Raw genomic sequence first — 14922 nt, 5'->3', positions numbered from 1 at the left:
GGACCGATGTTCAGCAGGATATCTACCCGTCCGGTCCCGAGATCGGCATGCGCAGTAATTTTTCAGCGGCCTGGCGGCCCGGGGTTTTATACTTGCCCCTGCATTGTCTTGCGGCATCCGCCGCTTGACCGCAGATCCCGTTCCGGCCACATGACTGACACCACCAAGGCGCTGCGCAAGATCAACATGAACCTTCTGCCGATACTGGCAGAACTGCTGCGCTGCACGAATGTGACGCGCGCGGCCGGCCGACTGCACCTGACCCAGTCGACAGTCAGCGGTTCGCTCAAGCAACTGCGTGAATTGTTCGACGACGAACTGCTGGTTGCGCACGGGCGCGGCATGGTGCTGACCCAGAAGGCGATGAAGCTGGTACCGGAGGTGGAACGCTTGATGGACCTGGCCGCCCGCTTGTTCCACCCGGACGGCTTCACACCCGAGACCGCGGAAAACCATTTCCGGATTGCCACCGCCGACTATGTCTCGGCGCTGGTCACGATCAAGCTCAGCAAGACGCTCCAGTTCGAAGCGCCCGGCGTCAGCCTGACCCTGCTGCCCACTCCCGGCACCTCGGCCAAGGAGATGCGCAGCGGCGGCCTGGACCTGATCATCTGCCCCAACCGTACTGCCAACTGGCACGCCTGCGGCATCAGCTCGGACGATCCGGAATTCGACCATGAGGTGCTGGTCAGGGACGAACTTGTGGCGATCCAGTCGGCCAGCCACGAGTCCAGCGGCAGGGACCTGTCTTTCGATGAATACCTGGCTCGACCGCATGTGATGTACTGCCGGACCGACGGCCAGGACACCATCGAGCAGGAAGCGCTGACGCGCTTGGGCGTGCGCCAGCGCAGCCAGTTCCTGGTGCCCTATTTCACCTTGCTCCCGCAGATGGTGGTGGATACGGACCTTGTTGCCCTGGTCCCGCGCTCGCTTGCAACCTCTTACTCCCGATTTCTGCCTATCAGCATTTTCACACCCCCGATCGAGTTCCCGCCGCTCGACCTGGCGATGATCTGGGCCAGCAGCCGCGGCAAGGATGCGGACCAGCTGTGGCTGAGACAAATGGTGCGCCTGGTCGCCTCCAGCCTGCAGTAGGCCCGCCACTGGAATCTCCAGGCGCTGCATCCGCAAGCACCGCATTTCAGCTGTCGCCAGCCATTGGCGGACCCGATGACTGCCATCCGAACTCTCGGTTTTTCCACAACCGGTCCCTGGCCTAACATCGGCCAGACCCGGAACCCGGAAAAACCAACCAGAGGAGAGAAGACGGTGAAAACACAACTGATCATTGACAACCAGGAGCGCGCAGCAACTGGCGGTGCAACGTTTGAACGCCGGCACCCGGTGAGCAATGAGCTGGTTACCCTGGCCGCTGCCGCGACCGTGGGCGACGCAATCGCGGCAGTGGAATCGGCACAGCAGGCGTTCAGGCAGTGGTCCCTGACCGGCCCAACGCAACGCCGCCAGATCCTGCTGAAAGCAGCCGACATCCTCGAATCGAAAACCCCCGAGTTCATCGAAGTCATGGCACTTGAAATCGGTGCCTCCGGCCTGTGGGCCGGCTTCAACGTCATGCTGGCGGCCAACCTGTTCCGCGAAGCGGCCTCGCTGGTGACGCAGATCCAGGGCGAGACGATCCCGACCGACAAGCCGGGAACGCTGTCAATGACCGTACGTCAGCCGGTCGGCGTCATACTCAGCATCGCGCCGTGGAATGGTCCAGTCATCCTCGCTGCCCGTGCAATCGCGTATCCGATCATTTGTGGCAACACCGTCGTGTTCCGTGCTTCGGAGACCAGTCCGAAGACGCATATGCTGATCGCGCAGGCACTGGCCGAGGCCGGCCTTCCCGCCGGCGTCCTGAACGTCCTCACCAATTCGCCATCAGACGCCCCCGAGGTCATCGACGCCCTGATCGCCCACAAAGCAGTGCGGCGCATAAATTTCACCGGATCGACCCGGGTCGGACGCATCGTTGCCGAAAAGGCCGGCCGCCATCTGAAACGTTGCCTGCTGGAGTTGGGCGGAAAATCTCCTCTGGTGGTGCTCGACGATGCCGATATCGACGAAGCGGTCAAGGCCGCGACCTTCGGCGCATTCCTGTACCAGGGACAGATCTGCATGTCGACGGAACGGATCGTGGTTGACGACAAGATCGCCGATGAGTTCGTCGCCAAGTTTGCCGCCCGCGCGCGGGAACTTCCGGCCGGCGATCCGGCCAAGGGTGTTGCGTGCGTGGTCGGCCCGATGGTCGCGCGAGAATCCGGCAAGCGCCTGAATTCAATGATCGATGACGCCGTGTCGAAGGGCGCGAAGCTGGCGGCGGGAGGACATGCCGACGGCGCCATGATGCCGGCGACTATTGTCGATCACGTCATGCCGGGCATGCGGATTTACGACGAAGAGACTTTCGGCCCGGTGACCACGGTCGTACGTGCCCGGGATTGCGAAGATGCGATCCGCATCGCCAACGACACCAACTATGGCTTGTCGTCGGCCGTCTTCGGACGTGACGTCACCCGCGCCCTTGCGGTGGCGATGCGCATCGAGGCCGGCAGCTGCCATGTAAATGGCGCCACGGTGCAAAATGAAGCCCAGGCTCCATACGGCGGCACCAAGGACAGCGGATATGGTCGTTTCGACGGACGTGCCGTGATCGATGAGTTCACTGAACTGAAATGGATTACTGTTGAGCCAGCCGTACAACAATATCCGTTCTGACCGGTCCGGGATGCCGGGTCCGGATATGGACTGCGGCAGCCTGCAACAGCCAACAGTAAAAAAGCAGACAACCAAAGAGATGGGGTGATGGAAAGGATCGAAAAAGTCGACTTCTATTTTGATTTCTTGAGCCCGTTTGCCTACCTCGGCCACGTCCGGCTGTGCCGTATGTCGGCGCGGCATGGCTTCAGGATTGCCTATCATCCCATCGATCTCATGCAGGCAAAGAAGGCCATCGGCAACATCGGCCCGGGAAACCGGGACATGCCGGTCAAGCTGGGTTACATCAACGAAGACCTGCAACGCTGGGCGCGTCGATATGATGTGCCGCTGAAGTTCGTGCAGAACTTCAACACGCGGATTTTGAACACCGGATTGTTGTTCTGTTCCGACGACGCAGTGCAGCGTCGGTATGTGCAGGTGGCTTACAACCTGAGTTGGGGCCAGGGCGGCACTCCTGACAGCCCGGAATTACATGCCGGCCTGGCCCAGGAGATGGGATGGGATGTGCGCGAGTTCCTTGGTTTTGTCCAGTCAGATGCAGCTGCAGCCGCATACCAGTCATCCACGGACGACGCGATCGCCCGCAAGGTGTTCGGGGTCCCGACCATGATGATTGGCGAGTTGATGTGGTGGGGTAACGACCGGCTGGATTTTGTCGAGGAGTACGTCGCCAGCGGCAAGAACTGAGCGGGCGCAGTGGCATTTTTTTCACCGAGCGGTGCATGCCAGGAATGCCCTCCCCCCTTTTTTCAAGCGGGATCACCATGTGGGTAATGGCCAGCTTTCAGGGGAGGGAGCTACAGGCGGCAAGCTGCTTGCCGCCCTCTTCTTACTTCGAATACCGTTGATGCAGCTCGGCCCAGGCCCGGCCCGATTTGCGCGCGCCTTCCAGGTATTCCGCTGGAATGACATGGTAAGGCGGACGGCAGGGACCTGCCTTCAGCCAGCCGGCCGTGTTCATCCGTTCCTTTTCCAGCCCGATGTTGTACTTGGAGAACTCCGAGAAATCGCCCTTGGGGAACAAGGTCGCGTCGGCGCGGCGCATGGCATCCGATATTTCCTTGGCACGCACCCAGTCGCCATCTGTCTTTGCCTGCAGCACAGCGTCCCGCAAGGCGATGGCGGTGGCTGGTCCGCACATGGCGCCGCTGGACCAGAAAGCCGTCATGCGTTCGGGGTCGATGCGGGCCGCAGCGTAATAGTCGTCCTCGTGCGGCAGGAAGCGCAGGTTTTTCGCGAGCGTGAGGTCCAGGTCCAGCATGCCGATCCCCAGGTATTTCGCCGTCACCACCTGCGGAATCTGCGACACCTGAGCCCAAAACGGCCGCGGGAAATCAAACTTGAATGCTTCCGGATTGGCATAGACCGCAATCGCAGCCTGAGGGCAAGCCTCAGCCACGTCCTTGTAGAACTGGACCGCGGTCGGCACTTCCATCTTGCACCACATCGGCACGCCCAGCATGGTTCCGTCCGCTCCGATATCAAGTGCCGCCCTGGTCTGGCGCACCACTTCGCGCGTATTCAGGGCTGTGGTGCCGCAGAAGTAAGGCACCCGGCCGCGAACTGTTTCGACCACAGTCGCGATGTAGTCGCGCTTTTCTTCCCAAGTCAGGGTCGCGGCTTCGCCGAACGTACCCAAGCTAAGGATGCCATTCACGCCTGACGCAATCAGCGCCTCCACCACCCGGGCTGTCTCGTCGAGATCGACGGTGTCGGTCGCCCTCCAGTCGGACGCATCATCCGTCGCCGGTGTGGGCATGATCACCCACGCGCCGTTGATGTCGTCTGCGGTCAATCGGTCTTTCGCTGTAGCACGCATGAATTCTGCCTTTCATTGTTTCAGTGAGTTGAAGCTTCCTTGGCACAATGTAGACGACCCCGGCAGGGACAGAACAACCGAGAGTTTGAATGGCATCTATCGGCTCATCCGATAGCTGCGACGAACAGCCTTGGAGCCTGCGCGATGCCGAACCTTCCGGAAGCTTTTGCAATGCCCTGGAACGTTATGGATTATCGGCGCGATCAATACCATGAATCTGAAATGCGGATTTCCGGTGGCGCCTCAACGCGAGTAAATTTGACCGTAACAAATCCGCACCTTGGCGGAACGGCTCGCACCGGGATGCATCTGCCGTCCGGTTTTTTTTTAATACAGTTGGGAGACAATATATGGAAAATATCAGAATGACTCGCCGCCAGCTCCTGGCCTGCATGGGCGCCATTGGCGCCGGCATCCTGCCGACCGCCGCGCGTGCGGATGCACTGGACATGGCCACGATCGTGGTGGGCCTGTCTCCTGGCGGCGCAACCGACATTGCTGCCCGCCGGCTGGCGGAGGCGATGCGCGGACGCTATGCAAAGACATTGATTGTCGAGAACAAGACCGGCGCCGCAGCCCGTCTCGCGCCCCAGCATGTCAAGGGCAGCGCACCGAACGGAGCAACCCTGCTGCTCACCCCTGCTTCGATGATGGCGATCTATCCCAATACCTACCGCAACCTTGGCTATGACCCGATCAAGGACTTTGCTCCGGTCGGGATCATTTCCACCTCGGACCTGGGATTCGCAGTGGGGCCGGCAGTCCCCTCTTCCGTAAAGACAATCACCGATTACCTGGCTTGGCTCAAAGCCAACCCGAGCAAGGCGAATTTTGGCTCCGGGGCGTCCGGCTCAGGGCCGCATTTCCTGGGCGAGTTGCTTGCGCGCATGGGCGGCGTAAAGATGGTTCACGCCGGCTATCGCGGAACCCAACCAGCCATCCTCGATCTGATCGGCGGACATCTTCCCGCCGTGTCGGGCCCGCTTGGGGAATTCCTGCCACATTTGAAAGGCGGGCAGATCCGCGTTCTGGCAGTGACTGGTTCGAAACGCTCTGCATTCCTGCCGAACGTGCCCACCTTCAAGGAACACGGTTTTGCGCTGAGCGAGATGACCGAGTGGTTCGGCATCTTTGCGCCAGCCGGTACCTCGCCGCAATTGATCGCCCAGGCCAGCGCTGCGATGAAGGCGGCCGCTGCCAATCCGGACCTGGTCAATGCCTATGGGACGATGGGGATGGAAACGGCATGGAGTTCGCCGGAAGAACTCGCCGCCCGCCTGCGCACCGACATGCAGCGGTGGCGCGGCATCGTCGATCAGATTGGGTTCAGCGCCGATTCCTGAACCAATGGCCTGGCAACCCTTGCCGGACTCGGGCAGGGAGCAGAGTTACCCCCCCGTCGCCCACTCACCCCACCTCAGGTGCGGCTCCGCATACGGCGGTTCTCTGGACAATATGGAAGCGTCCGCCCTGCCGGTTGCACCATGAAAAAAGAGGAACCGCTTCTGGTTCCCCTTTTTTATTTGCTTGCCGCAACCAGTTCGCCTCAACCCGCCGCCAGCAACTCTATCCGCTTGCTGATCTCGTTCGCGTTCTGGATGGTCAGTTCCACCAGCGTTTCCTCACTCATCCACGGCGGCGCCGAAGCATGGTGGATCAGCACCAGGCTACCCAGGATTTCCTGGTCTTCCCCGATCACCGGCGCTGCAATGCCAGTCACGCCCTGGTCAAGTTCAGCGCGCGAGATGTAATAGCCCCGGCTGCGAATCTGCCGCAGCGCCCTGGAGAACGAAGTCCAGTCCGCGCCGATCCGGTCGATGTCCGGGCGCAAGGCCGGATCGCCGATCGACGAGTCATACAGACGCTTGAGTTTGCGGCGGTCCATGTGGGCCAGCACCACATGCGCCTGCGAGCCGCGAAACAGTGGCATTGGCAAGCCCTTGGTGTAGATGACCGGGATCGGCTTCTTGCCGGTGGCATGAAACACGTTGACGATGGTTTCGTCATACACGTTGCACAGCAGCGCGTTGCATCCGGTCGACTCCGCCAGCGTGTTCATCAGATCCTCCCCCGCCCGGATGATGGGGTCATAGGCGCGGATCAGGTATTCCAGCTCGATGATCTTGGGCCCCAGCCGGTAGCGGCCGGAGGTGCGCGACAACATGCCGGCGTGCATCAGGTCGCTGGCATAGCGGTAGGCAGTCGCCGTGCTGACGCCGAGCGTCATTGAAATCTCGTCGATCGAGATCAATGGCTTGCCCTCCCCGAAGAGACCGAGGATGGCTGTGACGCGGCTGATCACCGATGGAGACTTCGACATGTGTTCTGGAAAAAAGGGATTGTGCGTGTGCAACGATTATCGCATTGCGTGCTTAAACAAAAGGAATGCCAAGGTATTGTTAATGAATAAATTTGACTTTATTTTCACTCAAGTTTAGTCTGTTTTCGCAAATAACAAGAATTCATGCAAATAACAAACATCTTGAGGAGACACATCAATGAAAGCTGTACATAAGGCCCTCGCCGGATTCGCCGTCGTACTCGTCTCGCAGTCCGCCCTGGCCGACATCAACATCGGCGTTGTGCTCTCCCTCACGGGTCCGGCTGCTTCACTGGGCATTCCAGCCAGGAACACCGTGGCGCTGTGGCCGAAGGAACTGGCCGGTCACAAGCTGAACGTCACCATCATCGACGATGCATCCGACTCGACGGCCGCCACCGTGGCGGCGCGGCGCCTGGTCCAGGAAAACAAGATCGACATCCTGGTCGGCCCGTCGGTCACGCCGACTTCGCTGGCAGCGCTGCAGGTGGCGGGCGAAACCCAGACTCCAATGATCAGCCTGGGCGGCGGCGGTTCCCTGGTGTCGCCGCAAGAAGGACCGCGGCGCTGGGTGTTCAAGATGCCGCCAGCCGAAGAGATTGCACTGGCAGTCGTGTTCGAACAAATGAAGAGGAACAAGGAGAAGACCCTGGGCTTCGTCGGCATCAATAATGCCTACGCCCAGACCTTCCTCGACGTTGCCCAGAAACTGGCGCCCGCGCATGGCATCAAGATCGTCGATGTGCAACGCTATGGTGCTACCGACACCAGCTTCGTGTCGCAGACGCTCAAGCTGCTGTCGGCAAAACCGGATGCAGTGCTGATCGCCGCAGCCGGGACGCCAGCCGCCATGCCGCACATCGAAATCAAGCAGCGCGGATTCAACGGAACGATCTTCCAGACCCAGGCGGTGGCCAACAACGACTTCCTGCGCCTTGGTGGCAAATCCGTGGAGGGCGCGATGCTGCCGGTTTCTCCGCTGCTGGTGGCCGAGCAACTGCCCGACAGCAACCCGATCAAGCCGGTCGCCCTGGACTATCTGAAAAAATATGAAGGCCAGAACGGGCCGGGCTCGCGCTCGCTGTTCGGCGCGCTGGCATGGGATGCCTGGCTGATCATGGCCAAGGCCGTGCCAACGGCAGTGAAGCAGGCCAAACCCGGCTCCCCTGAATTCCGCCTGGCGGTGCGCGACGCCATCGAAAAAAGCCGTGACATGGTGCTGACGCACGGCGTGTATTCGATGTCGGCCACCGATCACAATGGCGCCGACAAGCGTAGCCAGGTCATGGTCAGGATCGATGGCGGCAAGTGGCGCTATGTTCCGGAAACCGATCAAAAGGGCAAGCAGTAATGTCAGTCGGGTTCAAGCCATACCTGTTCGAATTCACCCGCCGCCAAGCAAGGCGCCCCACCGATGCTGCCAGCGAGCAGCATCGGGTCGCGATCGTGGGTGGCGGCATCACCGGACTGACAGCGGCGCTGGAACTGGCACGGCTGGGCGTACCCAGCGTCGTGATCGAGGCCGATGAAACGGTTTGCTACGGCAGCCGCGCCATCTGCTTTTCCCGGCGCACGCTGGAAATCTTCGATCGCATCGGCATACTCGAGCCGGTACTGGCGAAGGGCCTGCCATGGGAAGGCGGCCGGTCGTTCTATCGCGACCAGGAAGTGCTGCACTTCCGCATGCCGCACGATGACAACCAGAAGCTGCCGCCGATGGTCAACCTGCAGCAATACTATGTCGAGGAGTACCTGGTCCAGGCGGCCGGGCGCAGCCGGGGACTGGTCGACATCCGCTGGGGCAGCCGGGTGAAAAGCTCGCTTGCTGCAGACGGCCATGTCACGCTCGATATCGAGGCGACCGGATCAGGCGAGCGCTACAGCATCGTCGCCGACCATGTGATCGCCTGCGACGGCGGACGCAGCACGATGCGCGAGTCGCTCGGCCTGCATTTGCAGGGCACCGCCTACGAAGGTCGTTATGTGATTGCCGACATCGAACTGGATACGGCGCTGCCGACCGAACGCCTGGCCTGGTTCGACCCGCCATCCAATCCGGGGTCGACAATCCTGATGCACAAGCAGCCGGATGGAATCTGGCGCATCGATTACCAGCTGGGCGACGATGAAGATGGCGAGGAAGCGGTCAAGCCGGAAAACGTGCTGCCACGGATACAGGCCCACCTGACAATGATGGGCGAAACCGGCGCTTGGTCGCCGCTCTGGATATCGCTCTACAAGGCGAATGCGCTGACGCTCGAATCGTACCGGCATGGACGCGTGTTCTTTGCCGGCGATGCCGCCCACCTGGTGCCCATCTTCGGTGTGCGTGGCGCCAACTCTGCCATCGACGACGTCGACAACCTGGCATGGAAGCTGGCGCTGGTGATCCAGGGCGGCGCCCATGATTCGCTGCTCGATTCGTATTCGCAAGAACGGGTTTTCGCTACCCATGAAAACCTGAAGAGCGGCATGAAGAGCACGGAATTCATGGCGCCACCGACCTTCGCTTTCCGCACGATGCGGCAGGCGGTTTTGAGCCTGGCAGTCAGCACGCCTGCCGTCAGCTCGCTGATCAATCCACGCCAGACCAGCGCCATCAGCTACACGGCGTCGCCGCTGAATGCGGCATCTGGCGAAGACGCAAGCTTCCATCGCGGACCTGCGGCTGGCGCCGTACTCGCCAGCGTGCCGGTGCTGCATGCCCAATCCGGCCAGGCCCAGGCTACGGTCCAGGCCTGGATGACCGACCTGGTGAAACCAGGCCAGTTCCTGGTGCTTCACTTCCACGGCAAGGCAGGATCGCAGCAACAGGCGCAAGCAGCGCAAGCACTCGCCAGCGCCGTCGAAGAAATCAATCAGGATGGCATCGCAATTTCGCTGTTGCCGGTACTGCATGGCACAGTGGCAGACCATGCCGGTGCAGCGCTGCTCGACCCGCTCGGCCGCGCCCATGAACTGTATGATGCCCTTGCCGGCGCGGTCTACCTGGTGCGGCCCGACGGTCATGTGCTGGCGCGCTGGCGCGCGCCCACGGCCGGCATGCTGCGCAATGCGGTGACAGATGCCCTGCAAGGGGCCACGAAAAATTCGGGGGCTGCATGATGACCGATCTCGACCTCGACCGGGCCTATACGGACCTTTGCCATGCGCTGAGCAAGATCGGCGAAAAAGATGCGCTGACGGCGCTCGGACGTTTTGCGCTGCTGGCAATGCTGGAAATCGACGACCCCGACAAGATCGCTGCCATGATCACCAAGGCCGTCGGCGACGAGTAAATGAAAGACATAGAAGCCGGACAACAATAGAGCAATAGAGCGCAAGGACGCTCAAGGAGGGGACCATGTTCATTCAGAATTGCTGGTACGTTGCCGGCTGGGATCACGAAGTCGGCGCGGACAACCTGTTCTCGCGGACCATCTGCGGCAAACGCATCCTGCTGTGGCGGGACGCGAATGGCGACGTGCATGGCTTCGACGACCGCTGCTGCCATCGCGGCGCACCGCTGTCCTGCGGCCGCAAGGAGGGCGACAGCGTGCGCTGCATGTACCACGGCTTCCTGTACGACGCCTCGGGCGCCTGCATCGAGATACCGGGACAGGACCGCATACCGCCCAAGGCCGGCGTGCGCAAATATCCGGTCGTGCAAAGCCATCGCTGGATCTGGATCTGGATGGGCGACCCGGAGCGGGCCGACCCGGCACTGATTCCCGACACCCATTGGCTGGACGACCCGGACTGGGCCTGCACGCCGCCGGGCTACCTGCACTACGACGTCAACTACCAGCTGATCAACGACAACCTGCTGGATTTTTCGCACCTGTCCTATGTGCATCCGACCACGCTGGGCGGCTCCGAGGAGTACGCCCAGTTGCGCTCGCAAATCGAACGGCTCGACCGCGGCCTGCGCATCACCCGCTGGTTCATGGACCGTCCGCCCGCCCCCTTCGTCGCCAAGCTTCTGGAAGCCAAGGGCATGACCGGCAACGTCGACCGCTGGAACAACTATGATTTCCTGTTGCCTGGCGTGCTGATCATGGACTCCGGCTTTGCACCGGCCGGCAGCGGCGCCGAAAAAGGACAGCGCAAGGACGCGATCGAGTTCCGCCATTGCCAGGTGCTCACCCCCGAGACCGAGAACTCCACGCACTACTTCTTTGCCCAGCCGAGGAATTTCGACAAGGACAAGCCGGAGGTCAGCGAAGGCCTTTTCAAGAGCATCCTCACCGCCTTTGAAGAGGACCGGGTCATCATCACCGCGCAGGCCAACAACCTCGAGCCGGGATTCGAGCCGGTGCCATGTGGCCTGGATTCGGCACTGGCGCAGTTTCGTGCCTTGATCGCAAAGCAGATCGACAAGGAGCGCCAGGAAGGTCTCGGGCAACCAGTAGTGTTTTCTGCTGCGCCGGGGCACCATATGGGCATGTGAACATTTACCGGCGGATGAAAGGGAGCCTGGCGGCGGCTCACACAGCCGCTAGCGACTTTTTCCGGGAAACAAGTATCAACATCCCGAACGCGGACAAGCAGGTCGCCGTTTGAAAGGTCAGCCCGTAATGTCCGCCTTGATCACGCAACCAACCGCCGAGCGAGCTTCCCAGTCCGGCTGCGATGAACGCAAAGAAATAGATCTCTGATATGCGCCGCCCCGCCTCGCTGGCGTGGAACATCTCGCGCACAAGAACGGCATATAGCGGCACATAGCCGCCGAATCCGAGACCAACGAGCACGGCACTCAACATGACGGCAACATAAACCTTGGTCCAGACCAGGCAAGCAACGCCTAGCAATTGAAGGGCAGACACGCCAAGCAGTACATTGTATTTGCCCAAGCGCGTGGACAATGGCCCCACCGCCAGGCGCGAGACAAGCGCAACCCCGAGCATGGCCGACACCAGGAAGGCCGACGCAAGCGGCATGAAGCCCCGCTCCTCCCCATAGGCCGTCAAGTGGCCTATCACCATGAAGCTGGAAAAATTGATCGCCGTGATGCAGATCGCGAGGGACAGGAACTGATGCCGGGGGCGGGTCAAGGAAGCGGCCTGCTGCATCAGGGGGCCTGACAGCCCGGCTCCCGCAGGCGGCATCCGGCGGAAGACAAATGCGCAGGCAACCAGGATCACGCCGCATGCGATACCGTAGATCAGCAGCGTGGTGCGCCAACCCACCACGCTCCCCCCCCAGCGCAGCAGCGGTGGCAGGAACAAGCCGCCAATACTCTGCCCACTGACAGAAATCGCAATTGCCAGCGCACGATTCCTGTCAAACCATTGGCTCAGGACAGCAGCGATCGGGCTGAAAAATGCTCCCTGCCCTATGCCGCCGACAAGCAATCCGAACGCAATATGGAGTGTCAACAGGCTGGTCGCGGTCGAAGCGAGAATCAATCCGAGCATCGTGGCAATGCCGCCGGCGAGCGCGATATGGAAAAACCCCCGCCGGTCAAGCAAGCGGCCTAGCACCAGGCTGCCAAGGGCGGCGCCAAACATCGTCGACATGTGGACCAGCGCCAGGGTGCCGTTGCTGACTTGCCAGTCGCGGGCCATCGGATTCAGAAGGATCGGCACTGCGGTCACTGCCCCAAAGCTCAGGGACGTAACCAGCAAGGTCAATCCGGCCACGCGCCAGCTGTAAGCAGATTCGATCGAATCATCAGCTCCGGCGCTGGCACCCGACGAGGCAGCTGCAGCAGTACCGGTGACTATCGGCATGAGCTCCTCACCCGGCCTTGGCCCTGAGATCCTTCATCTTCACGAATATTTTTCCCTGCTCGACTCGCACCGGCACCACCAACAGTCGCTCCGACGCAATACCCACCGGGCTGCCGGTTTCCAGGTCCCACTGCCACAGGTGCATTGAGCAGGTCAGCATCTTTCCCTCGCAGAATCCATGCGCGAGCGGCTCATCCATGTGCGGACATATCGCCTCGCAGGCGAAGATCTTTTCCTCGGACTGCACAAGCAGGACGGATACGCCATCGACCGTGCACTCCAGGAGCTCTTCTCCCTCCAGGTCTTTGGCGTCGCATGCCACACACCACTCCGGATCAGCTTCATTTTCGTGCTTCATTCACAGTTTCCTTGTTGCGCCCCGCTACAGCCAAAACAGCCATTACGAGCGCTGCTAACGTGGTGGTCAATTCACGCCTGTAAGTCAGGCCGCCGTGCGAATGGCGGCAAGGCGCTGCGCCTCTTCGATCACGACATCCTCCTGTGCCGCAACGACCTTTCTTGCGCCCAGCGCCAATACCAACGCCCTCGCATCACAGCCGTAGCGCTCAGACGCATGTTTTACCGGCAGGATGTAGCCGCCGTAGACATTGGCATAACCCATCAGGATCGAATCATTGTCGATGATGGGCATGGACTGGGGTGCCACCGCGCGTGCAAAGACATCGGCTGCATCCATGATCCCGAACAGATCGGCGTTGACCTCATGGCCGGCCCGCTTCAGGGCTGCTATCGCGACTTCTGTCTGTGCATTGCCGGCGCCGCCGCCAAATCCCTTCAGGCTGCCGTCAATGAACGAGGCGCCCTCGTCGATCGCGGTCAGGATATTTCCGATTGCGAGGCCAAGATTGTTATGCGGATGAAAGCCAATCGGTATCTTGATGGCATTTCGCACGGCACGAACACGTGCAGCAACTTCGGTCGGCACCAGATGCCCCTGTGACTCGGCCAGGTTTACGTAGTCAGCGCCGTACGACTCCATCTTGCGGGCCTCTTCAGCAAGACGCTCGGGCGATGCCATGCCAGCGGAAATAAGGTAGCCGACGGCCATCATTCCCAGGTCCTTCGCACGACGGATGTGCTGCTCCGTGACATCGGCCTCGGTACAGTGCGTAGCGATGCGGGCGACCGTTACGCCAGTGCGCGCCGCCATTTCGAGATCACCGAAGGTCCCGAATCCAGGAACCAGGAGCACAGCGACCTTCGCGCGTTTAACCGCGCCGCAGGCGGCCTCAAGCAGTTGCTGGTCGGTTGCCGGCGCCCTTCCCACATGCACGCTGCTGCCACCAAGCCCGTCGCCGTGCCCGACTTCGATAATGTCGACCCCGGCCGCATCGAGGGCCGCGGCTGAACGGGCGACAATTTCGGGAGTGAACTGGTGACGATAGGTGTGATTCCCGTCGCGCAGGGTGACGTCTACGAAAGTGATCTTTGCCATGTCATCGGCTCCTAGTTGAGGCTGCGTGCGTAGCGTTCTGCGACTGCCACTGCAGCCGCAGTGATGATGTCCAGGTTGCCGGCGTATGGCGGCAGATAGTCTCCGGCGCCTTCCACCTCGATGCACGTCATGAAATGGTCGCCGCGGAAAAACGGCTCGACTGTCAGGCGGTAGCCGGGAACGTAATGCTGCACTTGCTTTACCATTTCGAGCACCGATTTCCTCACCAGCTCCTCGTCGACGTCGCCCTCCACCACGGTGTATACCGTGTTGCGCATCAGGAGCGGCGGATCGGCCGGGTTCAGCACAACCAGCGCCTTCCCCCGCCCTGCGCCGCCCAGTTCCTCCAGCGCGCGGCTCGTCGTATGGGTGAACTCCTCAATGTTCTGGCGAGTGCCGGGCCCGGCGCTCTCGCTGGACACGGTCGCGACGATTTCCGCGTAGGTCACCTTCGCCACCTTGTTCACGCCATACACGACTGGAATCGTGGCCTGCGCTGCGCAGGAAATAAGATTGACGTTCGGGATCACCATGTGATCGCTCATATTGACGCAGGGCACCACGCTTGGCCCTACTTTGGCTGGCGTCAAATCGATGGCGATCATGCCCGCCGCCTCGTAACGGGGTGCGTTCGTGATGTGTGCCTTTGCCGAGGTTGCTTCAAACACGATTCGTACGTCGCGCTCTTCCAGAATGGCATCCACGCCGCGATCAGATGTGCGAAAACCCATCTCCCGCGCCCGTGCCAATCCTTCCGACGCAGGATCGATTCCCGCGACGAGGCGCAGGTCAAACAGAGGATTGCGTCGTATCTTGTACATCAGGTCTGCACCGATATTGCCGGAACCAAGAATTGCGACCGGAATGCGGGGTGATTCGATTGCCATGG

14 protein-coding genes are annotated in these 14922 nt (G+C 61.1%); 8 read left to right on the top strand and 6 right to left on the bottom strand.

Going from position 1 to position 14922, the window contains the following annotated elements:
* The first annotated feature begins 150 nt into the window (after positions 1–150).
* The 3 genes from FVE66_RS04345 to FVE66_RS04335 all read left to right on the top strand — a co-directional run bounded on the left by FVE66_RS04345 (position 151) and on the right by FVE66_RS04335 (position 3414).
* Positions 151–1098 (top strand): LysR family transcriptional regulator, encoded by a 948-nt coding sequence (locus FVE66_RS04345; RefSeq protein ID WP_161993182.1) that lies wholly within the window; start codon positions 151–153, stop codon positions 1096–1098.
* A 174-nt stretch (positions 1099–1272) separates the two neighbouring features.
* On the top strand, positions 1273–2724 hold the full coding sequence (locus FVE66_RS04340) for an aldehyde dehydrogenase (protein ID WP_151446133.1): 1452 nt from the start codon (positions 1273–1275) through the stop codon (positions 2722–2724).
* A gap of 87 nt (positions 2725–2811) precedes the next feature.
* Positions 2812–3414, top strand: a complete 603-nt coding sequence (locus tag FVE66_RS04335) for a 2-hydroxychromene-2-carboxylate isomerase (protein ID WP_151446132.1) — start codon at positions 2812–2814, stop codon at positions 3412–3414.
* Positions 3415–3556: 142 nt separating this feature from the next.
* Here FVE66_RS04335 and FVE66_RS04330 read toward each other — a convergent pair whose 3' ends face one another.
* The gene (locus FVE66_RS04330; RefSeq protein WP_151446131.1) at positions 3557–4546 is read right to left on the bottom strand and encodes a dihydrodipicolinate synthase family protein; all 990 of its coding nucleotides are present in this window, start codon (positions 4544–4546) and stop codon (positions 3557–3559) included.
* A 365-nt stretch (positions 4547–4911) separates the two neighbouring features.
* Here FVE66_RS04330 and FVE66_RS04325 point away from each other — a divergent pair, with 365 nt between their 5' ends.
* Positions 4912–5889: a Bug family tripartite tricarboxylate transporter substrate binding protein gene (locus tag FVE66_RS04325; RefSeq protein WP_241672997.1), complete on the top strand. Its 978-nt coding sequence runs from the start codon at positions 4912–4914 to the stop codon at positions 5887–5889.
* 203 nt (positions 5890–6092) lie between these two features.
* Here the strand turns inward: FVE66_RS04325 and FVE66_RS04320 are convergent, their stop codons facing one another.
* Positions 6093–6866, bottom strand: coding sequence for an IclR family transcriptional regulator (locus tag FVE66_RS04320; RefSeq protein ID WP_151446129.1), 774 nt, complete (start codon positions 6864–6866; stop codon positions 6093–6095).
* A 178-nt stretch (positions 6867–7044) separates the two neighbouring features.
* Between FVE66_RS04320 and FVE66_RS04315 the strand changes: the two genes are divergently transcribed.
* The 4 genes from FVE66_RS04315 to FVE66_RS04305 all read left to right on the top strand — a co-directional run bounded on the left by FVE66_RS04315 (position 7045) and on the right by FVE66_RS04305 (position 11295).
* Positions 7045–8217, top strand: coding sequence for an ABC transporter substrate-binding protein (locus FVE66_RS04315; protein ID WP_151446128.1), 1173 nt, complete (start codon positions 7045–7047; stop codon positions 8215–8217).
* Positions 8217–9971 (top strand): FAD-dependent oxidoreductase, encoded by a 1755-nt coding sequence (locus FVE66_RS04310; RefSeq protein ID WP_151446127.1) that lies wholly within the window; start codon positions 8217–8219, stop codon positions 9969–9971. Before FVE66_RS04315 ends, FVE66_RS04310 begins: the two co-directional genes overlap by 1 nt.
* Complete coding sequence (locus FVE66_RS20270) at positions 9968–10144, top strand: hypothetical protein (protein ID WP_166454469.1); 177 nt, start codon at positions 9968–9970, stop codon at positions 10142–10144. The genes FVE66_RS04310 and FVE66_RS20270 overlap by 4 nt, the downstream gene beginning before the upstream one ends.
* A 65-nt stretch (positions 10145–10209) precedes the next feature.
* Positions 10210–11295 carry an aromatic ring-hydroxylating dioxygenase subunit alpha gene (locus tag FVE66_RS04305; protein WP_151446126.1) on the top strand — a complete coding sequence of 362 codons (1086 nt, stop codon included), beginning with the start codon at positions 10210–10212 and terminating at the stop codon, positions 11293–11295.
* Between the two features lie 37 nt (positions 11296–11332).
* Here FVE66_RS04305 and FVE66_RS04300 read toward each other — a convergent pair whose 3' ends face one another.
* From FVE66_RS04300 to FVE66_RS04285, 4 genes are all read right to left on the bottom strand, one after another.
* Positions 11333–12577: an MFS transporter gene (locus FVE66_RS04300; protein WP_151446125.1), complete on the bottom strand. Its 1245-nt coding sequence runs from the start codon at positions 12575–12577 to the stop codon at positions 11333–11335.
* A 7-nt stretch (positions 12578–12584) separates the two neighbouring features.
* A complete protein-coding gene (locus FVE66_RS04295) occupies positions 12585–12935 on the bottom strand; it encodes a Rieske (2Fe-2S) protein (protein ID WP_151446124.1) in 351 nt (116 codons plus the stop codon).
* An 84-nt stretch (positions 12936–13019) separates the two neighbouring features.
* Complete coding sequence (gene dmpG / locus FVE66_RS04290) at positions 13020–14033, bottom strand: 4-hydroxy-2-oxovalerate aldolase (protein WP_151446123.1); 1014 nt, start codon at positions 14031–14033, stop codon at positions 13020–13022.
* An 11-nt stretch (positions 14034–14044) separates the two neighbouring features.
* A complete protein-coding gene (locus tag FVE66_RS04285; protein ID WP_151446122.1) occupies positions 14045–14920 on the bottom strand; it encodes an acetaldehyde dehydrogenase (acetylating) in 876 nt (291 codons plus the stop codon).
* Between the last annotated feature and the right edge of the window lie 2 nt (positions 14921–14922).

Origin of the sequence: Lacisediminimonas profundi, assembly GCF_008831265.1 — a bacterium.
GTDB classification, from domain to species: Bacteria; Pseudomonadota; Gammaproteobacteria; order Burkholderiales; family Burkholderiaceae_D; genus Lacisediminimonas; species Lacisediminimonas profundi.
The sequence above is the reverse complement of the archived record's forward strand: the minus strand, read 5'-3'. Positions and strand labels throughout refer to the sequence as shown.

Coding starts and splice junctions, on each gene's coding strand:
- FVE66_RS04325 (WP_241672997.1), top strand. CDS start 4,912: ATGACTCGCCGCCAGCTCCTGGCCTGCATGGGCGCCATTGGCGCCGGC.
- FVE66_RS04315 (WP_151446128.1), top strand. CDS start 7,045: ATGAAAGCTGTACATAAGGCCCTCGCCGGATTCGCCGTCGTACTCGTC.
- FVE66_RS20270 (WP_166454469.1), top strand. CDS start 9,968: ATGATGACCGATCTCGACCTCGACCGGGCCTATACGGACCTTTGCCAT.
- FVE66_RS04305 (WP_151446126.1), top strand. CDS start 10,210: ATGTTCATTCAGAATTGCTGGTACGTTGCCGGCTGGGATCACGAAGTC.
- dmpG (WP_151446123.1), bottom strand. CDS start 14,033: ATGGCAAAGATCACTTTCGTAGACGTCACCCTGCGCGACGGGAATCAC.
- FVE66_RS04295 (WP_151446124.1), bottom strand. CDS start 12,935: ATGAAGCACGAAAATGAAGCTGATCCGGAGTGGTGTGTGGCATGCGAC.
- FVE66_RS04300 (WP_151446125.1), bottom strand. CDS start 12,577: ATGCCGATAGTCACCGGTACTGCTGCAGCTGCCTCGTCGGGTGCCAGC.
- FVE66_RS04285 (WP_151446122.1), bottom strand. CDS start 14,920: ATGGCAATCGAATCACCCCGCATTCCGGTCGCAATTCTTGGTTCCGGC.
- FVE66_RS04330 (WP_151446131.1), bottom strand. CDS start 4,546: ATGCGTGCTACAGCGAAAGACCGATTGACCGCAGACGACATCAACGGC.
- FVE66_RS04345 (WP_161993182.1), top strand. CDS start 151: ATGACTGACACCACCAAGGCGCTGCGCAAGATCAACATGAACCTTCTG.
- FVE66_RS04335 (WP_151446132.1), top strand. CDS start 2,812: ATGGAAAGGATCGAAAAAGTCGACTTCTATTTTGATTTCTTGAGCCCG.
- FVE66_RS04310 (WP_151446127.1), top strand. CDS start 8,217: ATGTCAGTCGGGTTCAAGCCATACCTGTTCGAATTCACCCGCCGCCAA.
- FVE66_RS04320 (WP_151446129.1), bottom strand. CDS start 6,866: ATGTCGAAGTCTCCATCGGTGATCAGCCGCGTCACAGCCATCCTCGGT.